At 42.5% G+C, this 13,189-nt stretch carries 9 protein-coding genes and 6 tRNA genes; 12 read left to right on the top strand and 3 right to left on the bottom strand.

What is annotated here, in order from left to right:
• The first annotated feature begins 103 nt into the window (after window positions 1–103).
• The 9 genes from nspC (at window position 104) to nagA (KQP79_RS24375) (ending at window position 4,530) form a co-directional block, all read left to right on the top strand.
• On the top strand, window positions 104–1,243 hold the full coding sequence (nspC, locus tag KQP79_RS24415) for a carboxynorspermidine decarboxylase (RefSeq protein ID WP_004312278.1): 1,140 nt from the start codon (window positions 104–106) through the stop codon (window positions 1,241–1,243).
• A gap of 118 nt (window positions 1,244–1,361) precedes the next feature.
• Window positions 1,362–1,434: transfer RNA gene (locus KQP79_RS24410), tRNA-Gly, on the top strand.
• Window positions 1,435–1,468: 34 nt separating this feature from the next.
• Window positions 1,469–1,550, top strand: a tRNA-Leu gene (locus KQP79_RS24405).
• 23 nt (window positions 1,551–1,573) lie between these two features.
• Window positions 1,574–1,657: transfer RNA gene (locus tag KQP79_RS24400), tRNA-Leu, on the top strand.
• Between the two features lie 19 nt (window positions 1,658–1,676).
• Window positions 1,677–1,749, top strand: a tRNA-Gly gene (locus KQP79_RS24395).
• A 32-nt stretch (window positions 1,750–1,781) separates the two neighbouring features.
• Window positions 1,782–1,866, top strand: a tRNA-Leu gene (locus KQP79_RS24390).
• Window positions 1,867–1,900: 34 nt separating this feature from the next.
• Window positions 1,901–1,976 (top strand) — tRNA-Gly (locus KQP79_RS24385).
• Window positions 1,977–2,166: 190 nt separating this feature from the next.
• Complete coding sequence (gene nagA, locus KQP79_RS24380; RefSeq protein ID WP_004295719.1) at window positions 2,167–3,333, top strand: N-acetylglucosamine-6-phosphate deacetylase; 1,167 nt, start codon at window positions 2,167–2,169, stop codon at window positions 3,331–3,333.
• Window positions 3,334–3,354: 21 nt separating this feature from the next.
• Entirely contained in the window at window positions 3,355–4,530 is a 1,176-nt protein-coding gene (gene nagA, locus KQP79_RS24375) for an N-acetylglucosamine-6-phosphate deacetylase (RefSeq protein ID WP_004310043.1), read from the top strand.
• A gap of 241 nt (window positions 4,531–4,771) precedes the next feature.
• On the opposite strand, the gene KQP79_RS24370 is transcribed toward nagA (KQP79_RS24375), so the two are convergent.
• On the bottom strand, window positions 4,772–5,134 hold the full coding sequence (locus KQP79_RS24370; protein WP_004310042.1) for a thioredoxin family protein: 363 nt from the start codon (window positions 5,132–5,134) through the stop codon (window positions 4,772–4,774).
• Window positions 5,135–5,370: 236 nt separating this feature from the next.
• On the opposite strand from KQP79_RS24370, the gene KQP79_RS24365 reads away from it, so the two are divergent.
• Genes KQP79_RS24365 through KQP79_RS24355 form a run of 3 tightly spaced genes read left to right on the top strand, consistent with a single transcriptional unit; the run spans window position 5,371 to window position 10,893 of the window.
• Window positions 5,371–6,636 (top strand): TolC family protein, encoded by a 1,266-nt coding sequence (locus KQP79_RS24365; RefSeq protein ID WP_004295722.1) that lies wholly within the window; start codon window positions 5,371–5,373, stop codon window positions 6,634–6,636.
• Window positions 6,637–6,658: 22 nt separating this feature from the next.
• Window positions 6,659–7,753 (top strand): efflux RND transporter periplasmic adaptor subunit, encoded by a 1,095-nt coding sequence (locus KQP79_RS24360; RefSeq protein ID WP_004310041.1) that lies wholly within the window; start codon window positions 6,659–6,661, stop codon window positions 7,751–7,753.
• Between the two features lie 14 nt (window positions 7,754–7,767).
• On the top strand, window positions 7,768–10,893 hold the full coding sequence (locus tag KQP79_RS24355; protein WP_004310040.1) for an efflux RND transporter permease subunit: 3,126 nt from the start codon (window positions 7,768–7,770) through the stop codon (window positions 10,891–10,893).
• A gap of 87 nt (window positions 10,894–10,980) precedes the next feature.
• Here KQP79_RS24355 and KQP79_RS24350 read toward each other — a convergent pair whose 3' ends face one another.
• Both KQP79_RS24350 and KQP79_RS24345 read right to left on the bottom strand, forming a co-directional pair.
• Entirely contained in the window at window positions 10,981–12,312 is a 1,332-nt protein-coding gene (locus KQP79_RS24350; RefSeq protein WP_008777336.1) for a sensor histidine kinase, read from the bottom strand.
• Window positions 12,313–12,335: 23 nt separating this feature from the next.
• Window positions 12,336–13,010 (bottom strand): response regulator transcription factor, encoded by a 675-nt coding sequence (locus tag KQP79_RS24345; protein WP_004303523.1) that lies wholly within the window; start codon window positions 13,008–13,010, stop codon window positions 12,336–12,338.
• Between the last annotated feature and the right edge of the window lie 179 nt (window positions 13,011–13,189).

Genomic DNA, 13,189 nt, shown 5'->3' with positions numbered 1-13,189 from the left:
AACCAATATCTTAATTAAAAATAAAACAATCCCTCTTTGCTTTTGAATTTGTATTTTTGTACCCACGTTCGTAAAGCGATTAGTCCAGATAATAATTTTATATATGATAGATTTTAACCAGTTCCCTTCTCCTTGCTACATCATGGAAGAAGAACTTTTAAGAAAGAATTTGAGTTTGATAAAAAGTGTAGCCGACAGGGCGGGAGTGGAAATTATTCTTGCTTTCAAGTCGTTCGCCATGTGGCGCTCTTTCCCTATATTCCGTGAATATATCAATCATTCAACGGCCAGTTCGGTATATGAAGCCCGCCTGGCGTTGGAGGAATTTGGTAGCAAGGCGCATACCTATTCTCCTGCTTATACAGAACAGGATTTCCCGGAAATCATGCGTTGCAGCAGTCATATCACATTCAACTCAATGCAGCAGTTTGAACGCTTCTATCCGATGGTGGTTGCAGAAGGAAGTGGCATTTCTTGTGGTATTCGCGTAAATCCTGAATATTCGGAAGTGGAAACCGAACTTTATAATCCATGTGCACCTGGCACACGTTTTGGGATAACGGCCGATTTGCTGCCTGATGTATTACCGCAAGGCATTGAAGGCTTTCATTGTCATTGCCACTGTGAATCTTCTTCTTATGAGTTGGAACGTACGTTGGAACATCTTGAAGCTAAATTTGCCCATTGGTTTCCACAGATTAAATGGTTGAATCTGGGTGGTGGACACCTGATGACTCGTAAGGATTATGATACCGAACATTTGATAAGACTGTTGCAAGGATTAAAAGCACGCTATCCTCATTTGCGCATTATCCTGGAGCCCGGTTCGGCCTTTACCTGGCAGACGGGAGTGCTGACTTCCGAAGTGGTGGATATTGTGGAAAGTCGTGGTATCAAGACGGCTATTTTGAATGTTAGTTTCACTTGCCACATGCCGGATTGTCTGGAGATGCCATATCAACCTGCCGTGCGTGGTGCAGAGATGGGAAATGAAGGAAAATATATTTATCGTCTCGGAGGAAATTCCTGTTTGAGCGGTGATTATATGGGACTGTGGAGCTTCGATCACGAGTTGCAAATCGGAGAGCGTATCGTGTTCGAAGATATGATTCATTATACGATGGTCAAGACAAATATGTTTAACGGAATTCATCATCCTGCCATTGCCATTTGGACAAAAGAGGGGAAAGCTGAAATATACAAGCAATTTTCTTATGAAGATTATCGTGACCGAATGAGTTGATAATCAAAATGATTGTTTTGCGGTAGGTGCAAAGTGAACAGATTTCTGTGAAAAAAGTAGGCAGAATGTTTGCATGTTTACGGAAAATCCCTACCTTTGCAACCGCAAACGAAAAAATGCGGAAATAGCTCAGTTGGTAGAGCATAACCTTGCCAAGGTTAGGGTCGCGAGTTCGAGTCTCGTTTTCCGCTCATGTTTCTTTGAAATGTTGGAACAATAATCTTTGCCCAGGTGGCGGAATTGGTAGACGCGCACGTTTCAGGTGCGTGTGTCGAGAGGCATGCAGGTTCGAGTCCTGTTCTGGGCACAAAGGTTAAACTTTAAAATTATGGAGAGGTGGCGGAATTGGTAGACGCGCTACTTTGAGGTGGTAGTGACAGAAATGTTGTGGGAGTTCGAGTCTCCTCCTCTTCACAGTTTATGAAAGTGAAATGCGGAAATAGCTCAGTTGGTAGAGCATAACCTTGCCAAGGTTAGGGTCGCGAGTTCGAGTCTCGTTTTCCGCTCTTGTTTCTTTGAAATAATGGAACTAAGTTTTGCCCAGGTGGCGGAATTGGTAGACGCGCACGTTTCAGGTGCGTGTGTCGAGAGGCATGCAGGTTCGAGTCCTGTTCTGGGCACCAATCTTTCAGATTTCTGAATGACGAAATTTAGTTTGCGGAAATAGCTCAGTTGGTAGAGCATAACCTTGCCAAGGTTAGGGTCGCGAGTTCGAGTCTCGTTTTCCGCTCCATATAAGATGAGGTTGTCAGTCGATAAGATTGGCAACCTTTTTTTGTATAATATTGGAAGTTTACCGGACGATTGTATCGATAGATTGAACGGAAAAGCGTAATTTTGCAAACGAAAAAATCAATGTACTCCCCCCAAAAAAGAGCGTCATTGATTCACACAGACCTTTAATTAATTTAACTATTTGTGATATGTTAACACAGATTATTAATGCACGCATCCTCACCCCGCAAGGCTGGTTGAAGGATGGGTCAGTTCTTATTCGTGACAATAAAATTCTGGAAGTAACCAATTGTGACCTTGCAATTATCGGAGCCAAACTGATTGATGCCAAAGGAATGTATATTGTTCCGGGAGGTGTAGAAATCCATGTTCACGGTGGCGGTGGAAGAGACTTTATGGAAGGCACCGAAGAGGCTTTCCGGACAGCAATCAAAGCTCATATGCAGCATGGCACTACCAGTATTTTTCCTACTCTTTCTTCTTCTACCATTCCAATGATCCGTGCAGCCGCGGAAACTACAGAGAAAATGATGGCGGAGCCTAATAGCCCTGTGCTCGGGCTTCATCTGGAAGGACATTATTTCAATATGGCGATGGCAGGTGGACAGATTCCCGAAAATATCAAAGATCCCGATCCCGAAGAATATATTCCGTTGCTGGAAGAAACTCATTGTATCAAACGTTGGGATGCCGCACCGGAACTTCCCGGAGCCATGCAATTTGGTAAATATATCACAGCGAAAGGGGTGTTGGCTTCGGTAGGACATACCCAGGCAGAATTTGAGGATATACAGACAGCCTATGAGGCGGGATATACGCATGCCACTCATTTTTATAATGCAATGCCGGGATTCCATAAACGGAAAGAGTACAAGTATGAAGGTACGGTAGAAAGTATTTATCTGATTGATGATATGACAGTGGAAGTGGTGGCAGACGGTATTCATGTGCCTCCAACAATCTTGCGCCTTGTTTACAAGATAAAAGGAGTGGAACGCACTTGTCTGATAACGGATGCATTGGCTTGTGCCGCCAGTGATAGTCAGGTGGCTTTTGATCCGCGTGTGATTATCGAGGACGGAGTATGTAAGCTGGCAGACCATTCAGCACTGGCGGGAAGTATTGCAACGATGGATCGACTGATTCGTACCATGGTGCAGAAGGCGGAAATACCTTTGGAGGATGCCGTGAGAATGGCCTCCGAAACTCCTGCCCGGATTATGGGAGTACTCGACCGTAAAGGAACGCTGGAGCGTGGCAAGGATGCCGATATAATTGCTTTAGACAGAGACTTGAATGTGAGAGCTGTATGGGCGATGGGAGAACTGGTAGAAGGCACCAATAAACTGTTTTAAATCTAATAAATAACGAAAACTATGTTGACTCAAATAATAAATGGAAGAATATTGACCCCGCAAGGCTGGTTGAAAGATGGTTCCGTATTGATTTGTGATGGAAAAATATTAGAGGTGACCAACAGTGATTTGGCGGTTATCGGTGCAACGGTTATTGATGCCAGAGGGATGACGATTGTGCCCGGATTTGTAAGTATGCATGCACATGGAGGTGGCGGACATGATTATACGGAAGCAACGGAAGAAGCATTCCGCACGGCAACTACTGCACATCTGAAACATGGTGCTACCGGGATATTTCCTACATTATCATCTACCTCGTTCGAAAGAATCTACCAGGCAGTTGATGTCTGTGAAAACCTGATGAAAGAGAAGGATTCTCCTGTTCTTGGCCTGCATATCGAAGGTCCTTACTTGAATCCGAAGATGGCGGGAACACAGTATGACGGTTTTCTGAAAACTCCGGATGAAAATGAATATATTCCTTTATTGGCGCGTACGTCTTGCATCAGACGTTGGGATATTAGTCCCGAACTACCCGGTGCACATGATTTTGCAAAGTATACCCGTTCGAAAGGAATTATGACTGCCGTAACACATACGGAAGCCGAATATGATGAAATCAAGGCTGCGTATGCAGTGGGCTTCTCTCATGCTGCCCATTTTTATAATGCGATGCCGGGTTTCCATAAACGTCGTGAGTATAAATATGAGGGTACGGTGGAGAGCGTATATTTGACGGATGGGATGACAGTGGAAGTGATTGCAGATGGTATTCACTTGCCTGCCACGATTCTAAAGTTGGTTTATAAGTTGAAAGGTGTAGAGAATACGTGCCTCGTTACCGATGCTTTGGCTTATGCTGCTTATGAAGGGAATGAACCGATTGATCCTCGCTATATCATAGAGGACGGCGTATGTAAGATGGCAGATCATTCTGCATTGGCCGGTAGCCTGGCTACGATGGATGTATTGGTTCGCACCATGGTGAAGAAAGCGAATATACCTTTGGAAGATGCCGTGCGTATGGCTTCTGAAACTCCTGCCCGTTTAATAGGAGTGAGTGACCGGAAAGGGGCGTTGGCAAAGGGAAAGGATGCTGATATTGTGATTCTTGATAAGGAACTGAATGTACGATGTGTATGGTCGATGGGAAAGATTGTTCCGGGAACTGATATTCTGTTGCATAAAGAATAGTTGAAATAATCCCCAAAGAGGAGGGTCATAATGAATAATAAAACGCAGATTAACACAAATTATCGCAGATTATTTCATTTATATTGATATATTAATCAATGACTTATAAAATTATTTCTGCGATAATTCGCGATAATCTGCGTTTTGACACACTCCCTATTATAAAAGCCAATGTTCTGTATGATATCAAAAGTCCGGCAGTTTATCATCATCAGAAGTATCCCGGACTTTTAATGTATTTCTATTCTGAAAGCAAACTGCTTTCTATCAGTTCTTTCAATTGGTTTTTATTCATTGTACCTAACTTCATTGTCGGTTTGCCGTTCAGCGGGCAAAGTAACAGGTTGGGAATGGTGCGGATTTTAAATGCACTTTCCAATTCCGGTTCCTGATCGACATCTACTTTATAAATATCTAATTTCCCTTCGTATTCTTTAGCTAGTTGGTCTAATATAGGCGATAACGCTTTGCAATAGACGCACCACGGGGCATGAAAATCGACCAGGCAAGGTTTATTCCCTTTGAAGTTCCAGTTATCAGGATAAGATTGATAATCAGCTACCTTCTCTACAAAACTATCTTTGGTTAAATCTATTATTTTCATATATTCTATTTTTAATGGTTCATTTCATTTTCTCTACTGCAAAGATAGGGGAGTTGGGATAAAAGAAGGATAGCCATTTTTCCTGTTGTGTTTACAATTCTTCCTTCTATGGCTGTTTTCTAATCAAATTCTAATCTGATATGAGAGGCTTATAATGACTTTTTCCCGTCTCTCCGGCTACAGAATTGTAATTTTGCCGCGACAACTACAATAAGGTAATAAAGATAAATATAGTAATGAACAGAGTATTTCTAATTTCTTTTTTTCTTCTGCTGACAGGAGGAATATGCGCGCAACAGGCTACCACAGGAACATTAACGCTGAAAGAGGCGGAACAACGTTTTCTGGAACGTAACTTATCACTGATAGCCGAACGGTATAACATTGATATGGCACAGGCACAAGTGCTGCAAGCCAAATTATTTGAGAATCCGGTAATCTCGTTAGAACAGAATGTTTATAACCGCCTGAACGGAAAGTATTTTGATTTTGGTAAGGAGGGCGAAATGGTTGTGGGAATTGAACAGGTAATTCGTCTTGCCGGACAACGGAATAAGCAGGTGAAACTGGAGAAAATCAACAAGGAAATAGCAGAATATCAGTTTGAAGAGGTGATGAGGACACTTCGTCAGGAGCTGAATGAGAAGTTTGTACAAGTCTATTTTCTCTCGAAATCCATATCCATTTATGAGAAGGAAGTGAATTCTCTGCAAGAGTTACTTGCCGGAATGAAACTGCAACAGGAGAAAGGAAATATTTCATTGATGGAAATGTCCCGTCTGGAATCTATGTTGTTCTCTTTGAAAAAAGAGAAGAACGAACGGGAAAACGAGTTGTTGACCCTTAGAGGAGAACTTAATGTCTTGTTAAATCTTCCGGGAGACACGATGGTTGAGTTATCACTGGATGAAGAGGTGTTGAAGCAATTGGATTTGTCTCAACTATCGTTCGCCGACTTGAAAGCGATGGTGAATGAACGGCCGGATCTCAAGATTGCCCGGAGTACGGTCAGTGCTTCCCGTGCAAATCTGAAATTGCAGAAATCAATGGCATTTCCGGAATTTTCGGTGAATGGTAGTTATGACCGTGCCGGAAACTTTATCAATAACTATTTTGCAATAGGAGTGAGCTTGTCAGTACCTATTTTCAACCGCAACCAGGGAAATGTGAAAGCTGCCCGTTTTAGTATCCAGCAGGCAGGAGCGGAACAGGAAAATGCGGCTAACCGTGCGGATATGGAGCTTTATACCGCTTATGCTTCACTGGATAAAGCAGTTCAGCTTTATCAATCTACCAATATGGAACTGGAACGTAACTTTGAAAAATTGATTGCGGGAGTGAATGAAAACTTTAAGAAACGAAATATCAGTTTATTGGAGTTTATCGATTACTATGACAGCTATAAAGAAACTTGTATTCAGTTGCATGAAATAAAGAAAGATGTTTTCCTGGCGATGGAAAACCTGAATACAACTATCGGACAAACTATATTGAACTACTAATATTCATAAATTATCAAAGACTATGAACTGGAATAAATTCCTTCCTTGCATATTGCTTACTACCGTATTGGGAGCATGCTCCGGTAAAGGAGAACAAACGAATGTTGAACCGGCTGCCTTATGCCTGACAGATAGCTTGTTGAGAATTGTATCTGTCGATACGGTTCACGTTCAAGAGGTGATTGACGAACTGACATTGAACGGGCGGGTCACTTTTAATGAGAATCAGGTGGCACATGTATATCCGATGTTTGGAGGTACGGTAACAGAATTGAAGGCTGAAATAGGAGACTTTGTTCGTAAGGGAGATGTATTGGCAGTCATCCGCAGTGGAGAAGTGGCAGATTATGAAAAGCAATTGAAAGAGGCGGAACAACAATTATTGCTGGCACGCAGAAATATGGATGCTACGCAGGATATGTATGCTTCCGGCATGGCTTCGGATAAAGATGTACTTCAGGCGAAGCAGGAGTTGACAAGTGCCGAAGCCGAAGAAAGAAGAATAAAGGATGTTTTCTCTATTTATAATTTCTCCGGAAATGCTTATTATCAGCTGAAATCTCCTGTTTCGGGGTTTATTGTGGAGAAACAAATCAGCAGGGATATGCAGTTGCGTCCGGATCAGAGTGAAGAGCTGTTCACGATTTCGGGGTTGTCAGACGTATGGGTGATGGCGGATGTGTATGAAAGCGATATCAGTAAGGTTTCCGAAGATGCCTCCGTACGCATTTCTACGTTGGCTTATCCGGATAAGATGTTTGTCGGTACGATTGATAAGGTGTATCATTTGTTGAATAGTGAAAGTAAAACGATGAATGTCCGCATCAAATTGAAGAATGAAGAATATTTGTTGAAACCGGGGATGTTTACGAATGTAAGTGTGAAATGTAAAGCGGATGGAACTTCTATGCCTCGTATCGATGCTCATGCACTGGTATTTGAAGGAGGAAAGAATTATGTGGTCGTGGTGGAGCCGGATCAGCGTTTGCAGGTGAAAGAGGTGGATGTGTACAAGCAGTTGAGCAAGGAGTGCTATATCCGTTCCGGACTTTCCGAGGGAGACAGAGTGCTGAATAATAATGTATTGTTGGTATATAATGCGTTGAATGCAGATTAAAAACAGAAAATAGTATGCACAAATTCATAGATAATATAGTGGCTTTCTCGCTGAAGAATAAATTCTTTATTTTCTTCTGTACAGCGATTGCCGTTATAGCCGGAGCTGTTTCCTTTAAACATACTCCGATAGATGCTTTCCCGGATGTGACGAATACGAAAGTGACGATTATCACGCAATGGCCGGGACGTAGTGCCGAAGAGGTAGAGAAGTTTATCACCATTCCTGTTGAGATTGCGATGAATCCCGTTCAGAAGAAAACGGATATTCGTTCCACCACTCTTTTCGGGCTTTCTGTCATCAATGTAATGTTTGAAGATCGTGTCGATGATTTCACAGCACGTCAACAGGTATATAATTTATTGAATGATGCCGACCTTCCGGACGGGGTAACTCCGGAAGTACAACCTCTGTATGGACCGACGGGAGAAATATTCCGTTATACGCTTCGTAGTGACAAGCGCAGTGTGCGGGAACTGAAAACGATTCAGGATTGGGTGATCGAACGTAATCTCCGTTCGGTATCCGGCGTAGCGGATATTGTGAGCTTCGGCGGGGAGGTGAAGACGTTTGAGGTAAGTGTGAATCCTCACCAGTTGATTAATTATGGCATTACCTCTTTGGAACTGTATGATGCGATAGCTAAAAGTAATATCAATGTAGGAGGAGATGTTATCACTAAAAGTTCGCAAGCTTATGTGGTTCGTGGAATCGGTTTGATTAACGATCTGGATGAATTGAGAAATATCGTAGTGAAAAACATCAATGGCACTCCGATTCTGGTGAAGAATCTTGCCGATGTACACGAATCCTGTTTGCCTCGTTTGGGACAAGTGGGCCGAATGGATGAAAATGATGTTGTACAGGGGATTGTAGTCATGCGGAAAGGAGAGAATCCGGGTGAGGTGATTGCCAACCTGAAAGATAAAATAGAGGACTTGAATCAGAATGTACTTCCGAAAGATGTGAAGATAGTGGCATTCTATGACCGGGAGGACTTGGTGAATCTGGCGGTAAAGACTGTGACGCATAATCTGATTGAAGGAATATTATTGGTTACGTTTATTGTATTGATCTTTATGGCAGATTGGCGGACTACCGTGATTGTTGCTGTCGTTATCCCATTAGCCCTTTTGTTCGCATTTATCTGTTTACGGGTGATGGGAATGTCCGCCAATCTGCTTTCTATGGGAGCCATAGACTTCGGTATTATTATTGATGGGGCCGTGGTGATGGTGGAAGGAGTGTTTGTGGCTTTGGACAAGAAAGCGAGGGAAGTGGGGATGCCTGCTTTTAATGTGATGTCTAAAATGGGCTTGATCCGTAACACGGCAAAAGACAAGGCGAAAGCGGTTTTCTTCTCCAAATTGATTATCATCACTGCATTGATTCCTATCTTCTCTTTCCAGAAGGTAGAAGGAAAGATGTTCTCTCCTTTGGCATACACGCTGGGCTTTGCATTGTTGGGAGCTTTGATCTTTACATTGACATTGGTTCCGGTGATGTCTTCCATGTTACTGAAAAAGAATGTTCGTGAGAAAAATAACCGTTTTGTCCATTTTATCAATGCGAAGTGTTCGGCTCTTTTTGATTTATTCTATGCGCACAGAAAACTGACCATCGGAATGGCAACCGTAATAGCGGGTGTCGGATTATGGCTTTTTTCTTTCCTGGGTACGGAGTTCCTTCCGCAGTTGAATGAGGGATCTATCTATATTCGTGCTACCTTGCCACAAAGCATTTCGCTTGATGAATCGGTGACTCTTGCCAATAAAATGAGAAAGAAACTATTAACGTTTCCGGAAGTGCGGCAAGTGCTGTCGCAAACCGGACGACCGAATGACGGTACAGATGCTACCGGATTCTATAATATCGAGTTCCACGTTGATATTTATCCCGAAAAGGAATGGGAGAGTAAGTTGACAAAACTGGAACTGATTGATAAGATGCAGGAGGATTTATCCATTTATCCCGGCATTGACTTCAATTTCTCACAACCGATTACTGATAATGTGGAGGAAGCAGCTTCCGGTGTGAAAGGATCTATTGCGGTGAAAGTGTTTGGTAAAGACTTGTATGAGTCGGAGAAATATGCGGTTCAGATAGATAAGATCCTTAGTACGGTTCAGGGAATTGAAGACTTGGGTGTGATTCGGAACATCGGTCAGCCGGAGCTTCGTATAGAGTTGAATGAACGCCAGTTGGCGCGTTATGGAGTTGCTAAGGAAGATGTGCAATCAATTATCGAAATGGCTATTGGCGGAAAATCGGCTTCACTGTTGTATGAGGATGAGCGGAAGTTTAATATCATGGTAAGATACAGCGAACAATTCCGTCAGAATGAAGAGGAGATAGGTAAGATATTGGTTCCGGCGATGGATGGAACGATGGTACCTATCAAAGAATTGGCAGATATAACGACGATTACGGGACCGTTATTGATATTCCGTGATAATCACGCTCGTTTCTGTGCAGTGAAATTCTCGGTGAGAGGTCGTGATATGGGTACGGCAGTTGCCGAGGCGCAGAAAAAGGTGAATGCTTCCGTACATCTGCCGGCAGGCTATTCGCTGAAATGGACGGGCGATTTTGAGAACCAGCAACGTGCCACAAAACGTCTGGCACAGGTTGTCCCTATCAGTATTGCTATCATTTTTATCATCTTGTTTATTCTATTCTCTAATGCGCGGGATGCGGGACTGGTATTGCTGAATGTACCGTTCGCTGCCGTGGGTGGTATTGTGGCTCTTCTGATAACGCAGTTCAACTTCTCCATTTCTGCCGGTATCGGTTTTATTGCCTTGTTTGGTATTTGTATTCAGAACGGGGTGATTATGATTTCCGATATAAAGGCGAATCTAAAACTCGGCTCGCCTTTGGAGAAAGCCACTAAGGAAGGAGTGCGCTCGCGTATCCGCCCTGTGATTATGACAGCGGCAATGGCAGCTATCGGTTTGATGCCCGCTGCCATGAGTCATGGAATTGGTTCGGAATCACAGCGTCCGTTGGCGATTGTCATTATCGGTGGATTGATAGGAGCGACTTTCTTTGCTTTGTTTGTCTTTCCTCTTATTGTGGAAGTGGTATATGAACGAATGTTATATGATAAAAATGGAAAGTTATTGCAAAGACGTATTTAGTTCATTTCTATTCTGTGGAAAAAACGTTCATAGATTAAATTTGTAGTTTTCAGTAGGTAGAGAGAGAAAGGGATAAAAGAAGGGTGATTAAAAAATCACCCGTACTTTTGTTCCTTTTTCTATTTCTGAAGATATATCCAGCTTTGCATGATAAGCAGAAATGATTTTCAGGGTCAGGCTAAGTCCGATGCCTTGTCCGGCATAGTCCCGGGTATTACTGCCCCGATAGAAAGATTGGAATATATGTTCTATTTCTTCTTGCGGAATACCGATTCCCCGGTCTTCTATATCAAGAATGACTTGTTGTTGCTCCCGGTAGAGAGTCACATTTACTTCTTTATCAGAATATTTGCAGGCGTTATCTATTATATTTTTTAATGCTATCTTCAACAGATATGGATTGGCTTTTACAGTCATCTGCGGGTCTGTCTCTTCCAAATGAAGATGGATTCTCTCATCGGAAGCTGTCAACTCTTTTAATATATCGGCCAGAATAATCTCTTCAATATTGTTTTTCAGGAGTTCTTCTTCTTGTCGTGAAAGAAAAAGAAGATGCCGGATCAGACTGGATAACCGTTTGCTTTCTGAAGAAATTCGTTGAAGGGATTCAATGTATTCTCCCGTGCTTCTTTCTTTCAGCAGACTGATTTCACATTCTCCCTGAATGGCAGTAATCGGATTGTTCAACTCATGTGAAGCATGACTGACAAAGGACTTTTCTGCCTTGAATGCACTGTCCAAACGGTCGAGCATACTATTTAATGTCTTTATCATGTCCTCCAGTTCGTCATTATTGCCAGTAGTCTTTAATCGGCGGTTCAGACTGTTGGCACGTATTCTTTTCAATTCCTTTAGTATGTGTTGCAGGGGAACCAGAATACGGCCGGAATATATTTTTCCGATAAAAAAGATCAGGACGGAACTGGCTAAGATGAGAAATATGGAAAGCAACAATAAGTGTTCCTTGATTTCTGTTCCGTAGGCATTCCGGGACATGACGAGTACGATAAAGTTGCCTTCATTATCCGGATAATAAAGGGCGGCTCCCAGTTGATCCTTATATTTGAAGGAGAAAGGGATGCTGTCCTGTCCTGCCAGCAGAAGAGCCTGCTGGTGTTGCGTGAGGTATTTATTCAGTGTATCACGTACTTCGGAAAGACTGTCCATATTTAAAAGAATCTCATGGGCTTCAGGCAGGAGTTCGTCATATTTGCGCTGGATAATCTGGTAGCTCTGTTCGTCTACTTCATCTTTTTCCCAATGCTTCTGTGCGGTCAGGTAGGCTTTTTCACGCAGGTAAGAAGCATAGAGCTTATTGATGTACTGCGTACTGAAAATATAAAATACAGCAATGATAATGACAGTAGTCAACACACTGATTAACGTATAGAAAAGAGCTATTTTGGAACCTATTTTCATAGCCGGGATTAGTGTTGGTGAGTTTAAGTATTCATGATATATCCTAATCCTACGACTGTATGGATCAGCTTTTTATCAAAGTCACGATCAATCTTTACCCGGAGATAGTTTACGTAAACATCTACGATATTGGTATTGGTATCAAAATTCTTGTCCCATACATCTTTGAGCAGAGTGATACGTGAGAGGGCAACCCCTTGATGAGTCATGAAATATTCGAGCAGGCGGTATTCTTTAACAGTAAGGTCGATGTCTATGTCACCCCTTTTGGCTTTTCGGGTATTGCAGTCCAATACCAGGTTATCGCAAGTCAATAGATTGGAAGGGACTTCTTTGTTGCGTCTCAACAGGGCTTTGATGCGTGCTTCCAGTTCCTGGAAACTAAAAGGTTTGACGAGATAATCATCTGCTCCCGCATCCAGTCCTTTGACGATGTCTTCGGTTGTTCCTAAAGCTGTCAGCATGATTACCGGGATTTGATACCCGAACATTTGGCGATAAAGGCGGCAAAGCTCCAAACCATTTATTTTAGGCATGATAATGTCCAGTATTAAAAGGTCGAAAGGTTCGTCCTGAAGGATTTTCCAACCCGTATCCCCGTCATGGCAGACGGTTACCGAATGCCCGAATTCTTTTAATCCCCGTTCGATGAAAGAGGCGATATTAATTTCATCTTCAACCAATAGTATCTTTGCCATAATTCAGATTGTTTATGTGCAAAGATACTTTTTTCCTGGCATCCGGAGAAAGAAATCCGCCCTACATTTAAGTGTTTCTCCTTTTTGAGTCAGGGCAGACGCATTAAAAATTATTTTCCTGTAAAAGTTGTGACAAATATTTTTCATCCCATCCCGCTTTTAGTCTTTTCAGATTCATG

Source organism: Bacteroides sp. DH3716P (genome assembly GCF_025914115.1).
Lineage (GTDB): Bacteria > Bacteroidota > Bacteroidia > Bacteroidales > Bacteroidaceae > Bacteroides > Bacteroides ovatus.
The sequence above is the reverse complement of the archived record's forward strand: the minus strand, read 5'-3'. Positions and strand labels throughout refer to the sequence as shown.

Excerpts from the sequence above, each read along its gene's own strand:
- nspC (WP_004312278.1), top strand. The coding sequence starts at position 104 with ATGATAGATTTTAACCAGTTCCCTTCTCCTTGCTACATCATGGAAGAA.
- nagA (WP_004295719.1), top strand. The coding sequence starts at position 2,167 with ATGTTAACACAGATTATTAATGCACGCATCCTCACCCCGCAAGGCTGG.
- nagA (WP_004310043.1), top strand. The coding sequence starts at position 3,355 with ATGTTGACTCAAATAATAAATGGAAGAATATTGACCCCGCAAGGCTGG.
- KQP79_RS24370 (WP_004310042.1), bottom strand. The coding sequence starts at position 5,134 with ATGAAAATAATAGATTTAACCAAAGATAGTTTTGTAGAGAAGGTAGCT.
- KQP79_RS24365 (WP_004295722.1), top strand. The coding sequence starts at position 5,371 with ATGAACAGAGTATTTCTAATTTCTTTTTTTCTTCTGCTGACAGGAGGA.
- KQP79_RS24360 (WP_004310041.1), top strand. The coding sequence starts at position 6,659 with ATGAACTGGAATAAATTCCTTCCTTGCATATTGCTTACTACCGTATTG.
- KQP79_RS24355 (WP_004310040.1), top strand. The coding sequence starts at position 7,768 with ATGCACAAATTCATAGATAATATAGTGGCTTTCTCGCTGAAGAATAAA.
- KQP79_RS24350 (WP_008777336.1), bottom strand. The coding sequence starts at position 12,312 with ATGAAAATAGGTTCCAAAATAGCTCTTTTCTATACGTTAATCAGTGTG.
- KQP79_RS24345 (WP_004303523.1), bottom strand. The coding sequence starts at position 13,010 with ATGGCAAAGATACTATTGGTTGAAGATGAAATTAATATCGCCTCTTTC.